The following is a 19,177-nucleotide window of genomic DNA, read 5'->3' on the forward strand; positions in this document are numbered from 1 at the left end:
ATAAAGAGTAAAGAAAATAAACCGTCTTGTTATATAATAAGACGGTTTTTTGCTATTTACTTATCACTATTTACTCTTCCCTAAACTCCAAAATATCTCCAGGTTGGCAATCTAAAACTTCACAAATCGCTTCTAATGTACTAAATCGAATAGCTTTTGCTTTTCCAGTTTTTAAAATCGATAAATTAGCCAATGTTAACCCAACTTTTTCCGAGAGTTCATTCAACGACATTTTTCGTTTTGCCATCATTACATCTAAGTTTACAATAATTGCCATAATCTAAACGGTTAAATCATTTTCATCTTGAATTTCGGTTCCTCTTTGCATAATTACTGCAATTATATAGATTAAACCAGCAAAAAATAGAATTTCACTAACGTTCCATTCAATATTAATTTCTTGAATAGTTTTACTTACCCAACGAACATTTGAATTTATTATGGCTCCAAAAATTCCAGTAACAAAAACCCAAGAGCTTATATCAAATACAAATTTTGTGGTTTCTTGTGTAAATGGTTTTTCAAGTTTTAGTATACCAAATAACTTCACAACTTTATATGCTATAAAAGCTTTTAAACCACTCATTATAATGTAGGAAATCATAATTATATGGTATTGAATAACATCCTTGTTTTGTAATTCACTCAAATCAATTGCTTTATACAATTTGAATGTTGCGGTTTCAGAAATAAATAAACTTGCTACATAACTAAACAGTAGAGTACCTGTTTCAACTAGTAAGCCTATAAATACTATCCAGAAAAGTACATTCATGATAGTTAAAATAGTTTTTGAAGATTTTAGATTCATATTGAATAAGTTTTAAAATTTATTCAAAAATATAAAATATTTATTGATAAACAATAAAATGTAAAAATATTTTTTATATAATAATTCTCTTTTAGTATATTTAGAAAAAAAAGAAAAATGAAGATAGTAGGTTTTGCAGGCAGTAATAGTTCAACTTCAATTAATAAAAAATTAGTGACTTATGTTACAAGTTTATTTGCAAATGTTGAGGTTGAAATTTTAGATTTAAATGATTATGAATTGCCACTTTTTGGTGTCGATCTTGAAAAAGAAATAGGCCAGCCCGAATTAGCAGCTCAATTTCTTCAAAAAATGAATTCTGCCGATTTATTAGTAGTTTCATTAGCGGAAAATAATGGAAATTATTCGGTTGCTTTTAAGAATATTTTTGATTGGGCGTCCCGACAAGAAAAAAATGTTTTCCAAGGGAAAGACATGTTACTAATGTCAACTTCGCCAGGAGGTCGAGGTGGTGCAACAGTATTAGAAATTGCTAAAAATAGTTTTCCTAGATATGGCGCAAATATTTTAGCAACATTTTCTTTACCAAAGTTTTATGAAAATTTTAATGTAGATGAAAATCTTATTTCAAATCCAGAATTGCAAAAAGAAATTCAACAAATCGTAACGAAAATTTCAAAATAGACTATTCGTTTTTCAACCAAAATATCTTAATAACTTTCTCTCGTTACCATTTTATTTTTAGCTCATTTCCTTTATATTAGCAGAAAATCCAAAATCTGCATATGCTAGAGCAAAATCAATATACCGAAGACAATATACGTTCACTCGAGTGGCAAGAACATATCCGTATTCGTCCGGGTATGTATATTGGTAAATTAGGAGACGGTTCTACTCCCGATGACGGTATCTATATCCTTTTAAAAGAGGTGTTGGATAACTGTATCGATGAATTTGCAATGGGAGCTGGAAAAACTATAGAAGTAACCATAAAAGACAGATTAGTAACTGTTAGAGACTACGGACGAGGAATTCCGCTTGGAAAAGTAGTAGATGTTGTTTCTAAAATGAATACGGGTGGTAAATACGATTCTAAAGCCTTTAAAAAATCAATTGGTTTAAATGGTGTAGGTACAAAAGCTGTTAATGCTTTGTCAAGCTTTTTTAGAGTAGAATCGGTTCGTGATAACCAACAAAAAGCTGCCGAATTTTCAGCAGGTATTTTGTCTCAAGAAGAAGAAATAACAGAATCTACAAAGCGTCGCGGTACAAAGGTTTCCTTTATAGCGGATGATACCATTTTTAAAAATTATAAATTCCGAAATGAATATGTAGAAAAAATGTTGAAAAACTACACGTATTTGAATCGTGGGTTAACATTATACTACAATGGCGAAAAGTTCTATTCTGAAAACGGACTTAAAGATTTATTAGACGAAAACATCCTTGAAGAAGAAAGAGTATATCCAATTATTCATCTAGAAGGTGAAGATATAGAAATTGCTCTTACGCACAGTCGCACGCAATATTCTGAAGAATATTATTCTTTTGTAAACGGACAGAATACAACGCAAGGCGGAACGCATTTAGGAGCATTTCGTGAAGGTGTTGTGCGTACGTTGAAAGAATTTTACAATAAAAACTTTGAAGCTTCTGATATTCGTAAATCAATTGTTGCTGCAATTGCTGTAAAAGTGGAAGAACCTGTTTTCGAATCGCAAACGAAAACGAAATTAGGTTCGACTGATATGGGGCCAAAAGGACCAACAGTTCGTACATTTATCAATGATTTTATTAAAACCAAACTTGATAATTTCTTACATAAAAATCCAGAAGTTGCCGATGCTTTACTTCGAAAAATTTTGCAAGCAGAACGTGAGCGTAAAGAACTTTCTGGAATTCGAAAATTAGCGAAAGAGCGTGCTAAAAAAGCAAGTTTACACAATAAGAAATTACGAGATTGTCGAGTACATTTACCAGATACTAAAAACCCAAGATACTTAGAAAGTACACTTTTTATTACTGAGGGAGATTCAGCATCGGGTTCGATTACAAAATCTCGTGATGTTAATACACAAGCGGTTTTTTCACTTCGTGGAAAGCCTCTGAATTCTTACGGAATGAGTAAGAAGATTGTGTATGAAAACGAAGAATTTAATTTATTGCAAGCAGCTTTAGATATTGAAGAAGATTACGAAAATTTACGTTATAACAACATCGTAATTGCTACCGATGCCGATGTCGATGGGATGCACATTCGCTTGTTATTAATTACGTTTTTCTTGCAGTTTTTCCCAGAATTAATCAAAGAAGGACATTTGTATATCTTACAAACGCCATTATTCCGTGTGCGTAACAAGAAAGAAACGATTTATTGCTACAGCGATGAAGAAAGAATAAATGCCATCGAAAAATTAAAACCAAAACCAGAAATAACGCGATTTAAAGGATTAGGAGAGATTTCACCCGATGAGTTTAAACATTTTATTGGTGCCGATATACGTCTCGATCCGGTTATGTTAGATAAAGCCATGTCGATTGAAAAGTTATTAGAATTCTATATGGGTAAAAATACACCAGATAGACAAGAATTTATCATCAATAACTTGAAAGTGGAGTTAGATACGGAAGAAGAATTAATGAAGAGTAGTTAAATTTTGTTTCAAGTTTCAGGTTTAACAAAAATAACTTGAAACTAAAAAAACATGAAACGAGCGAAGCGACTGAACGAAGTTAAACTAAAAAATGGAAGAAAATCAAAATATAAATCCAGAAGAAAACCCAGAATTTGTTCCTGAAAATCAAGAGCAATTAGATCATTCCGATTCTATTGTTAAGGTTAACGGAATGTATAAAGACTGGTTTTTAGATTATGCATCTTACGTAATTCTAGAACGTGCAGTTCCGGCAATTGAAGATGGTTTTAAACCTGTTCAACGTCGTATTATGCACTCGATGAAAGAGTTAGATGATGGTCGTTACAACAAAGTTGCTAATATTATTGGACACACCATGCAGTATCACCCACACGGAGATGCGAGTATTGGTGATGCTATGGTAAATATCGGTCAGAAAGATTTATTAATCGATTGTCAAGGAAACTGGGGAAATATTTTAACTGGTGATGGTGCTGCAGCGCCGCGTTATATTGAAGCGCGTTTAAGTAAGTTTGCTGGCGATGTTGTATTCTCACCAAAAGTAACCAATTGGCAATTAAGTTATGACGGACGTAAAAACGAACCGATTCATCTTCCAGTTAAGTTTCCATTGTTGTTAGCACAAGGTGGAGAAGGAATTGCTGTTGGTTTGTCCACAAAAGTATTACCGCATAACTTCAATGAATTAATAGACGCTTCAATTAAAATTTTAAAAGGAAAACCTTTTACATTATATCCAGATTTTCCAACTGCTGGTATTGCTGATGTTTCCAATTATAATGACGGAATGCGTGGCGGACGTGTTCGTGTTCGTGCTAAAATATCACAGTTAGATAAATCGACTTTAGTTATCACACAAATTCCTTTTGCGACAGATACATCAAAATTGATTGATAGTATTTTGAAAGCTAACGAAAAAGGGAAAATTAAAATCAAGAAAATTGAAGATAACACGGCTGCTGAGGTTGAAATCTTAGTGCATTTGCCAAGTGGTGTTTCTCCAGATAAAATGATAGATGCTTTATATGCATTTACCGATTGTGAATCGTCGTTGGCACCTTTAGGTTGTGTTATTGAAAATTGTAACAAACCATTATTTATTGGCGTTTCAGATATGTTGAAAATTTCAACAAATCGCACCGTAAATATTTTAAAGCGCGAACTGGAAATTCAATTAGACGAATTAGAAACGAAATGGCATTTTGCGAATTTGGAAAAAATCTTCATTCGCGAAGAAATGTATATCGACTTCAAATTGTATAGTGATAGAGAATCATTATACGAATATTTATACAAGCGTTTTGAGCCGTTTAAAAAGATACTAATTCGTAACATCGAAGATGAAGATTTGCAAAAACTAACGCAAATTCCAATGATTCGTATTACGCGTTTCGATTCAGATAAAGCAGATGATGCAATTGCAAAATTAGAAGCCGATATCGAACAAGTAAAACATCATTTAGCAAACCTTATTGATTTTGCAATTGATTATTTTACGACTCTAAAAGAGAAATACGGAAAAGGTCGCGAGCGTCAAACCGAATTAAGAAGTTTTGATACAATTGAAGCTACTAAAGTAGTTTTAAGAAATACGAAATTATACGTCAATCGTGAAGAAGGTTTCATCGGTACAAGTTTAAAGAAAGACGAATACGTTGCTGATTGTTCAGATATTGATGATGTTATTGTTTTCTTACGCGACGGTAAGATGATAATCACAAAAGTAGACGATAAAAAGTTTGTTGGTAAAGACATTATTCACATTGCTGTATTTGACAAAAATGATAAACGTACCATTTACAACATGATTTATCGCGATGGAAAATCGGGAGCTTCATTTGTAAAACGTTTCAATGTTTCTGGAGTAACGCGTGATAAAGAATACGATTTAACACAAGAAAAACCAGGAAGCCAAGTTTTATATTTCTCTGCAAATCCAAATGGCGAAGCAGAAGTTGTAACGATTTTACTACGACAAGTAGGAAGTGTGAAAAAACTGAAATGGGATGTCGATTTTGCTGAAATCTTAATTAAAGGTCGTGGTTCAAAAGGAAATACGGTTTCAAAATATCCAATCAAGCGTATTGAATTAAAAGAAAAAGGAATTTCAACGCTTCGTCCAAGAAAAATTTGGTTTGATGATACCGTTCAACGTTTAAATGTTGATGGTAGAGGAGAATTGTTAGGCGAGTTTAAACCGAATGATAGATTATTAATCATCAATCAATCGGGTAAGGTGAAGACCATTATTCCTGAACTAACAACGCATTTCGATGATGATATGATAGTTCTAGAAAAATGGAAACCTTCAAAACCCATTTCGGCAATTTATTATGATGGGGAAAAAGACCGTTATTATGTAAAACGCTTTGTGATTGAAAATGAAAATAAGGAAGAAATATTTATTTCAGAACATGAAAAATCGCAATTAGAAATTGTTTCAACTGACTGGAAACCAATGGCGGAGATTATCTTCTCTAAAGTAAAAGGTGTGCAAAAGGATAACTTATTAGTTAATTTAGAAGAATTTATTGCGGTTAAAGGTATTAAAGCTTTGGGTAACCAATTAACGACAGATAAAATACGCCAAATTAATCTGTTAGAGCCAGAACCAGAGAAAATGGAAGTAAAAAATGAAGAAAATATTTCAGAAGATATAAAAACTGACTTAGAAGACGATGGACAAATAACTTTAAGTTTAGATTAACAATCAAAATCCCGCTAACAGCGGGATTTTTTGTAACTTGAAAATAAAAAAATGAAACACACATATTCAGTTACTGGAATGACTTGTTCCAGTTGCGAAGAAAAAGTCAAGAATGCTTTGTTATCACTACCAGAAATAACAAATGCTAATGTCAATAAAGATAAAGGAACTGCTGAAGTTGAAATGTCTAATCATATTGCAACTAGTGCAATGCAACAAGTTTTAGGTGAAAAATATTCTATTTCAATGCAGCATGAAACTTCAAATGTTTTTAATCAAGAAAAAGAGAAGAGTTGGTTTCAAACGTATAAACCTATTTTATTAGTTTTTGCTTATTTGTTTGTTACAACATTGTTGATACATTTTTTTAGTGAAAATGATTTCAATTTTAAAACTTGGATGCGACATTTCATGGCAGGCTTTTTCCTTGTTTTTTCATTCTTTAAAATGCTCGATTTAGAGGGTTTTAAAAATAGTTATTTGAGTTATGATATTATTGCAAAAGTTTTTCCAAGTTGGGGGTATATTTATGCTTTTATAGAACTGACTCTTGGTTTAGGGTTTTTAATTGGAGAAAATCTATTGGTTCTAAATATAATCGCTTTTGTAGTGATGACGATTAGTATTATTGGCGTGTTACAATCGGTTTTAAATAAACGAAAAATACAATGTGCATGCTTAGGAGCTGTTTTCGATTTGCCAATGAGTACAGTTACAATTATTGAAGATGCTTTAATGATTGTAATGAGTGGATATATGATTTACAGTTTAATTTAACTTCAATTAAACATTTTATAACATCCTAACAATTCATTAATATAGAGATAAATCTAAAGTAAGATTTTGTTTAAAATAAGGTTACAAACCTAGTTTAGTTTTGCGATAGAAAAATTAAACAACCAATTTTAAACAATGAAAAATTTTAAAACTTATTTAGCTGCTTTGTCAATTTCCTTAGTAGCTTGTAATCAAGATGACTCAAATAGTAGTTCTAATGATCAGGGTGTAAAATTACAAAGCCATTCAGAAACTCCTGTTTTTTTAACTAAGAAATCGGGTTTTGAAAATCTTGATATTTATGCGCTTTTAAGTTCAGAAGATCAATTAGTTGATTCTCCCAACTTCGTTTATGGTTCGATGGCGGATGGTGCTGGACTATTGAAAAATTCTGATGGAACATTTACTTTAATAAATAATATTGAAGCTGATTATTCTATTGCTAGAATTACCTTAGACAAAACTTTTAAACCAGTAAAAGGTGAATATATTTTAAATGCTGCTGCAACGGCTAATACAGCAATGTGTTCGGGTTCATTAATTACACCTGAAGAGCATGGTTTTGGTCCATTATATTTTTCAGGTGGAGAATGGGGTGGTTCTTCAAAAGGAGTTTTTGCTGTTGACCCATTTAAAAATGCAGATGATGCAGAATTAGCAACAATGTTACCAGCTTTGGGACAATGGGATACTGAAAATGCAGTACCTCTGGGAAAAGATGCTTATTCAGATAAAACTGTTGTTATTATTGGGGACGATAAATCTGATAATACTACGCCAAAAGGTCAATTAGCAATGTATGTGGGTAATAGAGGTGATTTAGCTGGTGGAAATTTATACGGATTAAAAGTAACTTCGGCTGGAATTAATTTTGAAATGGATATGGCAGAAGGAACTTCTTACAATGTAGAATTTGTTGAATATACTGAAAGAACATATAATGAATTAGAAACAGAATCAGCTGCTTTAGGAATTATGGGATTCTCAAGAGTTGAAGATATTGATTATAGAAAAGGTTCTGCTTCTAATAACAGAGAGTTCTATTTTGCAGTTACAGGTCGTAAAAGCTCAGGATTAGTTGGAAAAGGTTCAACTTATGGAAGAATTTATAAAGTCGTTTTAAATGCTAACAATCCCTTATTAGGAACTATTACTTGTGTTTTAGATGGCGATAACTTAACAGGAATTGCAAAACAATTCCATAGTCCTGATAACGTATGTGTTACTGAAAACTATGTATACATTCAAGAAGATCCAAATGGTTATCCTGACACAGCAGACAAAATGCATAATGCGCAATTGTATCAATACAATATTCAAACTGGAGCTTTAAAAGTAGTTTTAGAATGTGATCAAACTTCTGCTCAAGCTGCAGGATACGGAACTACATCTAGTACTTGGGAATTAACAGGGATGATTGATATTTCAGATAGAGTTGGAGTTGATGGAACATTCTTATTAATTACACAAAATCACGGTTGGGAAAATGCAAACTTTACTGATGTTAATGCTAACCCTAACTCGTCTTCAAATGAAGGAAGTGTAATATATATTGTTAGAGGTTTAGAAAGATAAGACTTTAATTGTCAAATGAATATATTATTTTTAAAGAAAGTAAAAAAGGCTATATTTTTATATAGCCTTTTCGCAATTTTATTCAGTTGTACTGATAAAGAAGCATATCAAGAAATTACAGAAAATGAAAAACTTGAAGTTTTTTATAAGAAGGAATTAAATAAAACTATCAATTTTTTATCAGAGTCATTAGATAATAATGATTTAGAAAGCAAAAAAGAGCGCTATTGGAATGCAAGAGAATCATTTAAGACAATTGAACCTATTCTAGCTTTTTTAGACTATGATAACTATAATTACTTAAATCAAGCCAACTTACTTAAAGTTGATGAAGAAGACGCAACTGCAATCAAAATTAAAAAACCAGTAGGTTATCAGGTTTTAGAGGAAATTTTATACGATGATCAATTTGATGATAAGGAATATCAAAAAGTTGCCAAACAAACCATACAAAGATTAAAATTTGTAGAGAAAAATCATACACTCGACTTTGTAAAGCCACATCATATTTTATGGATGTTACGAGACGGCTTTTTAAGAACAAGTTTAGTTGGAATAACTTCATTTGATGTTCCACAAGATTCTCAAACAATAAATGAAACAATTTGGGTTTACAATGGAATTAAAGAGATTATAGCTATTTATAAGTCTTTTTTTAATGATGAAAAAGTCTTTAGTAATTGGAATTCTAATATAGTTTTGATACAAGAAAAACTTAGTAAAGTTCAGTTCGACACGTTTAATTATTATAAATACTATAAAGAGGACGTTTTCCCATTAATGAGAATTTGGAAGCATACTGTTAAAGATTGGGAAGTTGTTTTTCCTTTTTCACAGGCAATAGATTACGATTCAGAAAATTTATTTTCTGATTCAACTTTCACAACAGCTTATTTTTTAGATCGTTTAGATTATGAAAAATTAGAAGAGGAAATTCTTTTGGGAAAAATGTTATTTGAAGATAAATCCTTATCAAAAGGCAATGCAATGAGTTGCGCCAGTTGTCATCAAAAAGACTTGTATTTTACCGATGGTTTTGCAAAGTCTCCAAAAACAAATAGAAATTCACCAACACTTTTATACGCATCTTTGCAAAAAGGCTTTTTTCATGATAAGCGAACAGGTAGTTTAGAAGGACAAATTATTGATGTAGTTGAAAACCCTAATGAATTTCATAGTTCATTAAATCATTTAGAAGAGAAAGTAAAGCAAAATCAAAACTATATTATAGATTTTAAAGAAGTTTACAATCAAGAAATTTCAAATGAAAACATTCGAAAAGCTATTTCAGCTTATATAGCTTCGTTAAATAAATTTAATTCTAAGTTTGATAAAAGTATGAAATCCAATGAAGTTTTGTTAACAGAAGATGAACAAAACGGATTTAATATTTTTATGGGAAAAGGGAAATGTGCAACATGTCATTTTGCACCTATTTTTAATGGAACAGTTCCTGTTGCCTATAAAGAAAGTGAAATTGAGCTAATAGGAGTTCCAGCAACTAATGATACAATTAATGCTAAAATTGATTCAGATTTAGGTAGGTATAACCTATTTAAAACGGAACAGAGAAAATTTTTCTTTAAAACGCCAACAGTTAGAAATGTTGAAAAAACTGGTCCGTATATGCATAACGGTGTTTTTTCTACATTAGAAGAAGTGGTTGATTTTTATGATAATGGAGGAGGTTTTGGATTGGGAATTGATTTAGAATATCAAACCTTACCGACAGACAAATTAAACCTTACAAAAAAAGAAAAAGAACAATTGGTTTTATTTCTAAAAACCCTTACTGATGAACTATAAAAAAAGCCGAGGTTTACTCGGCTTTTTTTATTTGTTTTTTCTCATTTTCATATTTAAAAACTCAACTGCTAGAGAAAAGGCAATAGCAAAATATAAATATCCTTTTGGAACAGCGCCTACTTCATTTCCAGCTAATAATGCATGAGATAAATGCATACTTTCGGTCATTAACATAAAGCCTATAAGAATTAAAAAAGCTAAACCTAAAATTTGTATAGATGGATTCCGATTAACAAAGTTTCCAACAGGTACAGCAAACAACATCATTATTCCTACTGATATAACTACAGCTGTAATCATAATATATAACGCACCTTCAATACCGTTAGTCATACCAACAGCAGTTAAAATACTATCAACTGAAAAGATTAAATCGATTAATAAGATTTGGAATATTACACTTGCAAAACTAGATCTGGCTTGTGTTTTTAAATCTTTTTCTTCTTCACCTTTATGATCTACTTTTTCATGAATTTCTTTAGTACTCTTATAAATTAAGAATATACCACCAGCGAGAAGAATTAAAGCTTGCCCAGTAAAACTTGCAGAAAACCAACCCCAATCTACACTGAATAAAGGTTCTTTCATTGCAATGAGTAACGTAATACCAAATAACAAAGCAATACGCAAGAACATTGCTAGGAATAATCCTATTTGAGTCGCTTTTTTTCTATTTTCTTCAGGTAGTTTTCCTGTAACAATAGAAATAAAAATAATATTATCTATTCCTAATACTATTTCTAAAAAAGTTAATGTTAAAAGTGCAATCCAAGAATTCGGATTCCCAATTAATTCCATCATAACCTGAGTTTTTAATTCAATTTTGTGGCTTTACCTTTGTTTTTCTGAGAATTTCCTACATAAGAATATTCAAAAACATAACCTTCATTAGTTGTAGATAATATCTTTATATGAATACCTTTTTTTTCTTCTCTATTTTTTGGATGTAAATTGTTTAAAATAAATTCACAATCATTAATCCATCTAACAGAAGAAGTGTCAGTTTCATTTCTAAAGGTTTCAATTTGTAAAGAATCTGTTCTTTCAAAAATTGAAGTTTCATTTATACCATCAATTTCTTGTGTAAATTCGAATTTTCCAGTTTTATAATCAGAGCAGTTTCGTTCTTGTTGGTAACAAGAGGCAAGATTTATACTTAGAAAAAGAATCAAGACAAATTTATTCATTTTGATGTGGATTGTATTTTTTTAATTCGTCATCGGTAAAATGCTGAATACTTTTTTCTTTTGAAAATTTTTCGGCATTGTAATCATTCGATTTGTTTTTTGGAATAGATAAACTTTCCCATGAAGATTTTTTAAGCATTTTAGCATAAAATACTATCTGACCAATGTGATATGGATAATGTGCTAATTGTCTGTTTATGGCATCTACAACTGTTTGACCTTGATTTCGAATGTAAATTATTTTAATCAAATCTTCAGATTGTAAACTGTTTATCGTTGTAAAAAAGCAATCCCAGCCTTTGTTCCAAAAGCTTAAAAGTTCTTCTTTTGTAGTAAAGTCATTTTCAAACTCACCATCTCTATTTCGCCATTCTTTCTCTCCATCAGAAGTAAGAAAATCTGTCCAACGTGATAACATATTTCCAGCCATATGCTTCATAATAACGGCAATGGAATTAGTGTCTTCGTTTACAGAAGCAAATAATTGTTTGGTTTCAATTTGATCAATGGCTTTTTCTGCAACTGTTTTATAATACAACATTTGCTTTTTAATACTTACCAAATAAATATCATTTATTTCCATCGAAAAAACCTTTTACAACAGTATTAATTCCTTTAAAGATTAAATAAATGGCAGTAAACATTGCTATTACTCCTAAACCTGTTAAAGTGTATATTTTGTTTATAAATGAAAAACTAATTAGATAAATAGCTATTACTATTACAATGAGTGACATTGCTAAGTATTGTATTCCTTTAAATATTTTTTGTCTGTCTGTTGCCATTAAAACTTAACAGTTAAACCAATTCCATTAGAAGAGGCTAAGATATTTACATCGAAATTATATCCTAATGTTTTTTCTTTAGTCAAACTGTCGTTATAAGTATCAATACTTTTTTGAAGCATTTTTTTTCTACCCGTTAAAACTGGTATTGAAACTGCAGCTAAACCAGCACCAACATAAGTAAAACTTCCTGGATAATCTTCGTCTGAAACCATAGCTTTTACTGCATCACCTACGATTAATGCACCTCCTAGTCCTAATAACAAACCACCAACAGAAGATTTTGTTTTAGCTTTTTTATAAAAATTATAAGCTTCAGGATTATTATTCATAAGGTGATATTTAATATCATAATTTGAATATTGTTCACCATTTACAAGATATTGACCGTTTACAATTTCGATAGGTTGATTAGCAGGTAATTCTTTAGGTCCCATGTCACGTTGTGCAGATGATAAAAATCCACATAAAACAGTTAATAATAAAAATAGCTTCTTCATAGTATAGGTTATTTAGTTTTATAGTTATTTATAGCGTTTCTTACGTTTCCAAATTTAATTAATAATTCTTTAGCGTCCTCATAATTTACCGAAAGTTCTTCCATAATCATTCGTGTACCTCGATCGACCAATTTATTATTACTTAGTTGCATGTCGACCATTTTGTTTCCTTTCACACGTCCAAGCTGAATCATAGTTGTAGTTGAAATCATATTTAATACCAATTTTTGAGCAGTTCCTGCTTTCATACGGCTACTTCCTGTAACAAATTCGGGTCCAACAACGACTTCAATGGGAAATAGAGCAGTTTTTGATAATGGACTTCCCTCATTACAAGTTATACACCCTGTTATAATGTTATTTTGATTGCATTTTTCTAATCCGCCTATTACATATGGTGTTGTTCCTGAAGCCGCAATTCCAATTACGACATCATTTTCAGATATGTTCCATTCTTGTAAATCTTTCCAAGCTTGATTTGTATCATCTTCAGCAAATTCTACCGCTTTACGAATAGCGTCATCGCCACCTGCAATTAAACCGATAACTAAATCAAATGGAACCCCAAAAGTTGGAGGGCATTCCGAAGCATCTACAATTCCTAAACGTCCAGATGTTCCTGCACCGATGTAGAATAATCTTCCTCCAATTTTCATTTTAGCAACAACTTGTTCCACTAAGGCTTCAATTTGTGGTAAAGCTCTTTCAACTGCTAATGGAACCGTTTTGTCTTCGTTATTAATGTTTTGTAACAATTCAGCAACCGACATTTTTTCTAAATGTTCGTATTTTGAAGATTGTTCAGTAGTTTTAGTGAAGTTCATTTAATTCTTTTTTCGAGTAGCTAATTTACATAAAATAAGCCAAAACTACACCGAGAACTATAACCAACAATTTAGCTAAATTAAATTTATGGCCTTCGCTACTTTCAAAAATAATGGTAGACGAAATATGGAATAAAATACCAATTACAATTCCTGAAATCTGGGTATAGTAATGTGTTAGAAAATGTAAATTTTCAGATAAGAATGTTCCTAGCGGCGTCATCATTGCAAAACCTATCATAAACATAAAAATAGCTTTACTATTTAGTTTTGCATTTTGTAAAAAAGTCGTTAAAATAATAGCAATAGGGAAGTGGTGAATGGCAATTCCGTAGGCTAAATGATTATTTTGATTGATAGGCATTCCCTCTAATAAAGCATGCAAACACAAACTAAAAAACAATAACCAAGGCATATTGTGATGATGGTCATGCGAATGAACATGTCCGTGCTCGGCACCTTTTGAAAAATATTCTAATATAATTTGGAAAATTATTCCAATCATTATAAAAATTCCAATCGGACTGCTATGATGATGGTGGTGACCTTCTACATGGTGTAAATCACTTTCGTAAACTTCAGGCAATAAATGCATAACCGTTAAAGCCAAAAGGAAAGAACCACTAAAAGCTAATAATAATTTTAAGTTTTTCTTGCTTTTTGGTTTTAAAAATAAAGCAATAAAGTAACCTATTACAACCGATAAAAAAGGAAATATATAAATTTGTAAATTCATTATTTAAATATCATAATTAAACGTTCCGATTGACTTTTGAAAAACTTTTGTAGTTTATAGTTTCCAAAAACATCTAATAAATAAATGCCAGCATCTTCCATCATTTTTTCAAAATCCTCTAAACGTAATGCTTGAACTTTTTCTGTGTAATGATGTTTTTCGCCATCAGCTTCAAAATCAATTTCTTTAAAAATATGGTTGTCTTTTACATAACGTTTAATATGAAAATCAATTCCATCTACGGTTTTAATTTCTTCTGGAACCAAATTTTCAATCACATAATCAACATTCATAAAGTCGATGCAAGCAAATCCTGTTTCATTTAAACTATTATGAATAGCTTTTAACGTAGTTAAATTATCATCATCACTTTCAAAATAGCCAAAACTTGTAAATAAGTTGAAAATGGCATCGTATTTTTCTTCACAAGTTTCACGCATATCGTGAACTTTGAAGTGTAATTTTTCATTAGCAAATTTTGATGCTATTGCAATGCTGTTTTCAGATAAATCGGCACCTGTAACATTATAGCCTAACGAATTTAAATAAATAGAATGACGGCCTTTACCACATGCTAAATCCAAAATTTTAGCATCATCGGGTAAGTTTAAATATTGCGTTAGATTATCCATAAAGTGTTGAGCTTCTGTATAATCTCGATCTTTATATAAGATGTGATAATATGGTGTATCGAACCAAGAGGCGTACCATTTCTCTTTTTGATTTTCGTTTGCAGGCATTTATTCTGTTACAAAAGGTTTAAACACGCAAATTTAATGTATTTTTGCATAACAATTGCATTGAATTTACCGAATGGAAAACTTTAAAATGGTTGCCAAAACATTTTTTGGCTTCGAAGAAATATTAGCCAAAGAATTACAACAATTAGGTGCTCAAAAAGTAGAACAAGGAACTCGTGTTGTGAGTTTTGTTGGTGATAAAGGTTTTATGTATAAAGCGAATTTAGCCTTGCGTACAGCTATTAAAATCTTAAAACCTATAAAAACTTTTAAAGCGTTTAATGAAAAAGGATTATATACTGGAATTCAAGGAATTGATTGGAGCGAGTACTTAAACGAACACCAAACTTTTGTGGTAGAAACTACATTACATTCTGATCAATTTACACACAGTCAGTTTGTGGCATTAAAAACGAAAGATGCAATTGTAGACCAATTTCGTGAGAAAACGGGTAACCGACCAAATATTGACAAAGATTTTCCAGATTTACGTATTCATATCCACATTGATAGGGATTTAGTAACGGTTTCTCTCGATACTTCTGGTGCTTCTTTGCATCACCGTGGGTATCGTTCGGCAACGAATATTGCGCCTATTAACGAAGTTTTAGCTGCAGGAATGTTGTTGTTATCCGGTTGGGATGGAAATTCACACTTTTTAGATCCAATGTGTGGAAGTGGGACTATTTTGGCTGAAGCAGCCATGATTGCATGTAATATTCCAGCTAATATTAATCGTAAAGAATTTGCATTCGAAAGATGGAAAGATTGGGATAGTGAATTGTTTGATATGATTTTAGAATCGTTATTAAAGAAAACTAGAGAATTTCATTATACGATTACAGGTTACGATAAAGCGCCAAGTGCTGTAAGTAAAGCAAAAGATAACATACGAAATGCCAACTTAGACGATTATGTTTCTATTCGTCATGATGATTTTTTCAAAACTGAAAAAATGTGTGAAGGTCCGTTACATATTGTATTCAATCCGCCCTATGGTGAACGTTTAAATATTGAAATGGAACGTTTTTACAGAGAAATTGGCGATACTTTAAAACAAAAATATCCAAACACAAACGCTTGGTTTATTACTGCAAATTTAGAAGCGCTAAAATATGTTGGATTACGACCAAGTAGAAAAATAAAACTTTTCAATGGTAAATTAGAAGCACGTTTGGTGAAATACGAAATGTACGAAGGAAGTAAAAAAGCGAAGTTCAATTAGTAAATTAATTAATTTGAAGATTTGAAGATGTTTTTTAAATGCTTATTTAAATTTTCAAATCAACGAATTTTCAAATTTTCAAATAAAAATATCATGAGTAAAAAAACAAAAGCATTCTTATATAATTTGGCTGGTTTTATATTGTTTTTTGTCCCTACATGGGCAATTTGTACAAATGTTTTAGGAATGGACGGTTTTTTACCTAAGTTAATTGCACTTGTAGTTTCTATATTTTTATCGCCTAAATTTCAGTTTATGAAAACAGCTGAAGGTGAAAAAATTTTCATGAAATGGTTGTTTCTAAAAGGAATTAGAGAAGTTAAGTAAGTTATTTGTTTTTTTCTTTTTCAATCTTTTTAAAATAACCTCTAAAAAAGATATTATGTTTTAATGCTTCTAAATTTTCATTTATTTTATAACTAGCATCTTGAAGATTTGTCATTGTTGAATCTATTTTTTTTACTAATGTTGCATCATTTGATAAATAGTTTAATGCTCCTTTACCGTCTTTAGCATTGCCAATAGTTTGATTTAAATTTGAAACTACATTGTCAATTTTTAGACTGGTTTCTTCTAATTGAGAAACCATTATTTTAATTTTTTTAGCTACAACTGTATCATTTAGTACACCAATAACATTATCTTGTTGGTTGAGATTTGACATTATTTGATTTAAATTGGATGCCGATTGTGATGTTTCTTTAGCAGTAATTTTTAAATAATACATAGTTTCTTTTAATTCACTTGCTAATAAAGTGTCTTTTATTAACAAGCCTACTGTTCCTTTACCTTGAATAATTTCATTGGTTATTTTTAATAAGTCGGCAGTTAGCAGTGCAGCATTTTCATTAGTGACATTTAAAGTTTCAAGTATTGCTTCTGTATTAATTCGGCTATAGGATTGAATTACATCTCCTTCAGTTATTTCTAAAGCATTACCTTTTCCTGGAATGATGTTAACTATCATATTGCCAACTAAACCATCTGAATTGATTGTTGCTATTGCATTTTTTTTAATATGGTGGGTCATCTTTTTTTTAATAACCATGTTTACAACAATTGAAGAGTCATTAATCATTTCAATTTCATTAACTGTCCCAATATCTATCCCAGCAAACCTTACATTATTACCTTTTTGTAAGCCGTTTACATTTCCAAAAATTGCTTTTATAGTTATAGTGTTGCCAAAAAGATTCTGTTTATTGCCCATAAAATAGATAACTGAAACAAATAAAATAGTTCCAATTAATACAAATAGTCCAAGTTTTATTTTTTGATTGGCTGTTTTTTCCATGATGTTTTATTTAAAAAAAGCTTTGATTTTGACGTCATTTGAAGACTGTAATTCTTCAAAAGTCCCTTCGGCATAATTCTTACCATCAATTAATAAAATAATTCTATTTGCAATAGCTTTAGCGCAATCAAGATCATGAGTAATGATAATTGAAGAAGTATTGTATTTTTTTTGGATTGATTTCATTAATTGAATGATTTCTTTTGATGTTATAGGGTCTAAACCTGATGTAGGCTCATCGTATAAAATAATACTAGGTTTTAAAATTAATGTTCGAGCAAGTGCGATTCTTCTTTTCATGCCGCCGGATAATTCACTCGGCATTAAATCAATGGCATTTACTAATCCAACATTTTCTAAAGCCTCAATAACCAATGCTTCTAAGTTTACATGTTGATCTCTTTTTTTTTGATGTCTTCGTAACGGAAATTCTAGATTTTCTCTTACCGACATTGAATCGTATAAAGCACTACCTTGAAATAAAAAGCCAATCTCGGTTCGAAGAGCATCTAGATCTTTTCGATTTAATGATTTTATTTCATAATTGTTAACTTTTATGGAACCTTTATCATAATTTTCTAAGCCTACTATACATTTTATCATTACTGATTTTCCAGAACCAGATTTTCCCATAACAACAAGGTTTTCACCTTTGTGAAGGTCTAAATTAAAGTCGTTAAGAACTACATTATTTCCAAACTGTTTTAATAGGTTTTCAATTTTAATTATACTTTCACTTTGTATCATAATTAAACATCATAAAAAAGATTAGTAATTAAAACAACAATAAAATCTATTATAAATAAAGTTAGTGAGGTGTATACTACTGCTATATTTGCGGCTTTACCTACACCAATTGTACCTTTTTTGCAATAGAATCCATTATAACAACCAATTAGGCCAATAGCAAAACCAAAAAAAAATGTTTTAATAGTGGCAGGAAATACATCACTAAATTTTAAAATTGAGAAAACCTGATTAAAATACAATTGAAAAGATACGTTGTCTTTAATATTTTCAACAAGAAAAGAACCATATATTGCTAAAAAATCGCCTACTATAACCAATAAAGGAAACATTAATGTTGTTGCTAAAATCCTAGTTATTACTAAATATTTATAAGGATTTGTACCTGAAACTTCCATAGCATCAATTTGTTCAGTTACACGCATTGAACCAATTTCTGCTCCAATTCCAGAACCAATTTTCCCAGCACAAATTAATGCAATTATTATTGGTCCTATTTCTCTTACTATGGATACACTTACCATCGAAGGCATCCAAGATGCTGCACCAAATTCTTCGAGTGTAGGTCTAGATTGAAGTGTGAAAACTAATCCGATTATAAATCCTGTAATACTGACTAAAAAAAGTGATCGGTAACCAATTGAATAGCATTGTTTTAAAAGTTCTTTAAATTCATAAGGAGGTATCAGTACCTCTTTAAAAAAACGACCAGTAAAATAAGAAATTTCACCTATTTCGAGTAAAAACTTTTTACTTACTTCCAATATGTAATGGAAGAATTTTTTCATACTATTTTTATAAAAGCCTGAGCTATACTTCAAATATAATGTTTTTTTAAGTGCCTT

Annotated in this window: 21 protein-coding genes; 8 read left to right on the forward strand and 13 right to left on the reverse strand. The window is 30.7% G+C overall.

Annotated elements, in window-relative coordinates; all coding sequences use genetic code 11:
- Positions 1-70 precede the first annotated feature (70 nt).
- Both KK2020170_RS07565 and KK2020170_RS07570 read right to left on the reverse strand, forming a co-directional pair.
- Positions 71-277 carry a helix-turn-helix domain-containing protein gene (locus tag KK2020170_RS07565; RefSeq protein WP_221257732.1) on the reverse strand — a complete coding sequence of 69 codons (207 nt, stop codon included), beginning with the start codon at positions 275-277 and terminating at the stop codon, positions 71-73.
- Between the two features lie 3 nt (positions 278-280).
- Positions 281-811, reverse strand: a complete 531-nt coding sequence (locus tag KK2020170_RS07570; RefSeq protein ID WP_221257733.1) for a DUF2975 domain-containing protein — start codon at positions 809-811, stop codon at positions 281-283.
- 117 nt (positions 812-928) lie between these two features.
- Here KK2020170_RS07570 and KK2020170_RS07575 point away from each other — a divergent pair, with 117 nt between their 5' ends.
- From KK2020170_RS07575 to KK2020170_RS07600, 6 genes are all read left to right on the forward strand, one after another.
- Positions 929-1,456 carry an NADPH-dependent FMN reductase gene (locus tag KK2020170_RS07575; protein WP_221257734.1) on the forward strand — a complete coding sequence of 176 codons (528 nt, stop codon included), beginning with the start codon at positions 929-931 and terminating at the stop codon, positions 1,454-1,456.
- A gap of 101 nt (positions 1,457-1,557) precedes the next feature.
- A complete protein-coding gene (locus KK2020170_RS07580; protein WP_221257735.1) occupies positions 1,558-3,426 on the forward strand; it encodes a DNA topoisomerase IV subunit B in 1,869 nt (622 codons plus the stop codon).
- Between the two features lie 91 nt (positions 3,427-3,517).
- The gene (locus KK2020170_RS07585) at positions 3,518-6,136 is read left to right on the forward strand and encodes a DNA gyrase/topoisomerase IV subunit A (protein WP_221257736.1); all 2,619 of its coding nucleotides are present in this window, start codon (positions 3,518-3,520) and stop codon (positions 6,134-6,136) included.
- A gap of 51 nt (positions 6,137-6,187) precedes the next feature.
- Positions 6,188-6,913: a heavy-metal-associated domain-containing protein gene (locus KK2020170_RS07590; RefSeq protein ID WP_221257737.1), complete on the forward strand. Its 726-nt coding sequence runs from the start codon at positions 6,188-6,190 to the stop codon at positions 6,911-6,913.
- A gap of 135 nt (positions 6,914-7,048) precedes the next feature.
- Positions 7,049-8,488: an alkaline phosphatase PhoX gene (locus tag KK2020170_RS07595; protein WP_221257738.1), complete on the forward strand. Its 1,440-nt coding sequence runs from the start codon at positions 7,049-7,051 to the stop codon at positions 8,486-8,488.
- 15 nt (positions 8,489-8,503) lie between these two features.
- Complete coding sequence (locus KK2020170_RS07600) at positions 8,504-10,294, forward strand: cytochrome-c peroxidase (protein ID WP_221257739.1); 1,791 nt, start codon at positions 8,504-8,506, stop codon at positions 10,292-10,294.
- Positions 10,295-10,321: 27 nt separating this feature from the next.
- On the opposite strand, the gene KK2020170_RS07605 is transcribed toward KK2020170_RS07600, so the two are convergent.
- Genes KK2020170_RS07605 through KK2020170_RS07640 form a run of 8 tightly spaced genes read right to left on the reverse strand, consistent with a single transcriptional unit; the run spans position 10,322 to position 15,066 of the window.
- Positions 10,322-11,092, reverse strand: a complete 771-nt coding sequence (locus tag KK2020170_RS07605) for a TerC family protein (protein WP_221260008.1) — start codon at positions 11,090-11,092, stop codon at positions 10,322-10,324.
- Between the two features lie 14 nt (positions 11,093-11,106).
- Entirely contained in the window at positions 11,107-11,481 is a 375-nt protein-coding gene (locus KK2020170_RS07610; protein ID WP_221257740.1) for a DNA topoisomerase IV, read from the reverse strand.
- The gene (locus tag KK2020170_RS07615) at positions 11,474-12,064 is read right to left on the reverse strand and encodes a DUF1572 family protein (protein ID WP_221257741.1); all 591 of its coding nucleotides are present in this window, start codon (positions 12,062-12,064) and stop codon (positions 11,474-11,476) included. The genes KK2020170_RS07610 and KK2020170_RS07615 overlap by 8 nt, the downstream gene beginning before the upstream one ends.
- Entirely contained in the window at positions 12,051-12,266 is a 216-nt protein-coding gene (locus tag KK2020170_RS07620) for a DUF6095 family protein (protein WP_221257742.1), read from the reverse strand. Before KK2020170_RS07620 ends, KK2020170_RS07615 begins: the two co-directional genes overlap by 14 nt.
- The gene (locus KK2020170_RS07625; protein ID WP_221257743.1) at positions 12,266-12,766 is read right to left on the reverse strand and encodes a hypothetical protein; all 501 of its coding nucleotides are present in this window, start codon (positions 12,764-12,766) and stop codon (positions 12,266-12,268) included. The genes KK2020170_RS07620 and KK2020170_RS07625 overlap by 1 nt, the downstream gene beginning before the upstream one ends.
- Positions 12,767-12,774: 8 nt before the next feature.
- Entirely contained in the window at positions 12,775-13,590 is an 816-nt protein-coding gene (murQ, locus tag KK2020170_RS07630) for an N-acetylmuramic acid 6-phosphate etherase (RefSeq protein WP_221257744.1), read from the reverse strand.
- Positions 13,591-13,615: 25 nt separating this feature from the next.
- Positions 13,616-14,326 (reverse strand): ZIP family metal transporter, encoded by a 711-nt coding sequence (locus tag KK2020170_RS07635; RefSeq protein WP_221257745.1) that lies wholly within the window; start codon positions 14,324-14,326, stop codon positions 13,616-13,618.
- Positions 14,326-15,066, reverse strand: a complete 741-nt coding sequence (locus KK2020170_RS07640) for an SAM-dependent methyltransferase (RefSeq protein WP_221257746.1) — start codon at positions 15,064-15,066, stop codon at positions 14,326-14,328. Before KK2020170_RS07640 ends, KK2020170_RS07635 begins: the two co-directional genes overlap by 1 nt.
- 73 nt (positions 15,067-15,139) lie before the next feature.
- Between KK2020170_RS07640 and KK2020170_RS07645 the strand changes: the two genes are divergently transcribed.
- Positions 15,140-16,291 (forward strand): THUMP domain-containing class I SAM-dependent RNA methyltransferase, encoded by a 1,152-nt coding sequence (locus KK2020170_RS07645; protein WP_255567296.1) that lies wholly within the window; start codon positions 15,140-15,142, stop codon positions 16,289-16,291.
- 93 nt (positions 16,292-16,384) lie between these two features.
- Positions 16,385-16,618, forward strand: coding sequence for a hypothetical protein (locus tag KK2020170_RS07650; protein WP_221257747.1), 234 nt, complete (start codon positions 16,385-16,387; stop codon positions 16,616-16,618).
- Between the two features lies 1 nt (position 16,619).
- Here KK2020170_RS07650 and KK2020170_RS07655 read toward each other — a convergent pair whose 3' ends face one another.
- The 3 genes from KK2020170_RS07655 to KK2020170_RS07665 are packed head-to-tail and all read right to left on the reverse strand — an operon-like array spanning position 16,620 to position 19,120.
- Positions 16,620-17,585, reverse strand: coding sequence for an MlaD family protein (locus tag KK2020170_RS07655; RefSeq protein ID WP_221257748.1), 966 nt, complete (start codon positions 17,583-17,585; stop codon positions 16,620-16,622).
- Positions 17,586-17,591: 6 nt separating this feature from the next.
- The gene (locus tag KK2020170_RS07660) at positions 17,592-18,332 is read right to left on the reverse strand and encodes an ABC transporter ATP-binding protein (RefSeq protein WP_221257749.1); all 741 of its coding nucleotides are present in this window, start codon (positions 18,330-18,332) and stop codon (positions 17,592-17,594) included.
- A gap of 2 nt (positions 18,333-18,334) precedes the next feature.
- A complete protein-coding gene (locus KK2020170_RS07665; protein ID WP_221257750.1) occupies positions 18,335-19,120 on the reverse strand; it encodes an MlaE family ABC transporter permease in 786 nt (261 codons plus the stop codon).
- Positions 19,121-19,177 lie beyond the last annotated feature (57 nt).

Origin of the sequence: Flavobacterium okayamense, from assembly GCF_019702945.1 — a bacterium.
GTDB classification, from domain to species: Bacteria; Bacteroidota; Bacteroidia; order Flavobacteriales; family Flavobacteriaceae; genus Flavobacterium; species Flavobacterium okayamense.

What these genes read in the sequence shown, in the direction of transcription:
- KK2020170_RS07635 (WP_221257745.1), bottom strand. Translation starts at nt 14,326, where the DNA reads ATGAATTTACAAATTTATATATTTCCTTTTTTATCGGTTGTAATAGGT.
- KK2020170_RS07665 (WP_221257750.1), bottom strand. Translation starts at nt 19,120, where the DNA reads ATGAAAAAATTCTTCCATTACATATTGGAAGTAAGTAAAAAGTTTTTA.
- KK2020170_RS07575 (WP_221257734.1), top strand. Translation starts at nt 929, where the DNA reads ATGAAGATAGTAGGTTTTGCAGGCAGTAATAGTTCAACTTCAATTAAT.
- murQ (WP_221257744.1), bottom strand. Translation starts at nt 13,590, where the DNA reads ATGAACTTCACTAAAACTACTGAACAATCTTCAAAATACGAACATTTA.
- KK2020170_RS07605 (WP_221260008.1), bottom strand. Translation starts at nt 11,092, where the DNA reads ATGGAATTAATTGGGAATCCGAATTCTTGGATTGCACTTTTAACATTA.
- KK2020170_RS07640 (WP_221257746.1), bottom strand. Translation starts at nt 15,066, where the DNA reads ATGCCTGCAAACGAAAATCAAAAAGAGAAATGGTACGCCTCTTGGTTC.
- KK2020170_RS07625 (WP_221257743.1), bottom strand. Translation starts at nt 12,766, where the DNA reads ATGAAGAAGCTATTTTTATTATTAACTGTTTTATGTGGATTTTTATCA.
- KK2020170_RS07580 (WP_221257735.1), top strand. Translation starts at nt 1,558, where the DNA reads ATGCTAGAGCAAAATCAATATACCGAAGACAATATACGTTCACTCGAG.
- KK2020170_RS07650 (WP_221257747.1), top strand. Translation starts at nt 16,385, where the DNA reads ATGAGTAAAAAAACAAAAGCATTCTTATATAATTTGGCTGGTTTTATA.
- KK2020170_RS07660 (WP_221257749.1), bottom strand. Translation starts at nt 18,332, where the DNA reads ATGATACAAAGTGAAAGTATAATTAAAATTGAAAACCTATTAAAACAG.
- KK2020170_RS07570 (WP_221257733.1), bottom strand. Translation starts at nt 811, where the DNA reads ATGAATCTAAAATCTTCAAAAACTATTTTAACTATCATGAATGTACTT.
- KK2020170_RS07585 (WP_221257736.1), top strand. Translation starts at nt 3,518, where the DNA reads ATGGAAGAAAATCAAAATATAAATCCAGAAGAAAACCCAGAATTTGTT.
- KK2020170_RS07645 (WP_255567296.1), top strand. Translation starts at nt 15,140, where the DNA reads ATGGAAAACTTTAAAATGGTTGCCAAAACATTTTTTGGCTTCGAAGAA.
- KK2020170_RS07610 (WP_221257740.1), bottom strand. Translation starts at nt 11,481, where the DNA reads ATGAATAAATTTGTCTTGATTCTTTTTCTAAGTATAAATCTTGCCTCT.
- KK2020170_RS07620 (WP_221257742.1), bottom strand. Translation starts at nt 12,266, where the DNA reads ATGGCAACAGACAGACAAAAAATATTTAAAGGAATACAATACTTAGCA.
- KK2020170_RS07565 (WP_221257732.1), bottom strand. Translation starts at nt 277, where the DNA reads ATGGCAATTATTGTAAACTTAGATGTAATGATGGCAAAACGAAAAATG.
- KK2020170_RS07590 (WP_221257737.1), top strand. Translation starts at nt 6,188, where the DNA reads ATGAAACACACATATTCAGTTACTGGAATGACTTGTTCCAGTTGCGAA.
- KK2020170_RS07600 (WP_221257739.1), top strand. Translation starts at nt 8,504, where the DNA reads ATGAATATATTATTTTTAAAGAAAGTAAAAAAGGCTATATTTTTATAT.
- KK2020170_RS07655 (WP_221257748.1), bottom strand. Translation starts at nt 17,585, where the DNA reads ATGGAAAAAACAGCCAATCAAAAAATAAAACTTGGACTATTTGTATTA.
- KK2020170_RS07615 (WP_221257741.1), bottom strand. Translation starts at nt 12,064, where the DNA reads ATGGAAATAAATGATATTTATTTGGTAAGTATTAAAAAGCAAATGTTG.
- KK2020170_RS07595 (WP_221257738.1), top strand. Translation starts at nt 7,049, where the DNA reads ATGAAAAATTTTAAAACTTATTTAGCTGCTTTGTCAATTTCCTTAGTA.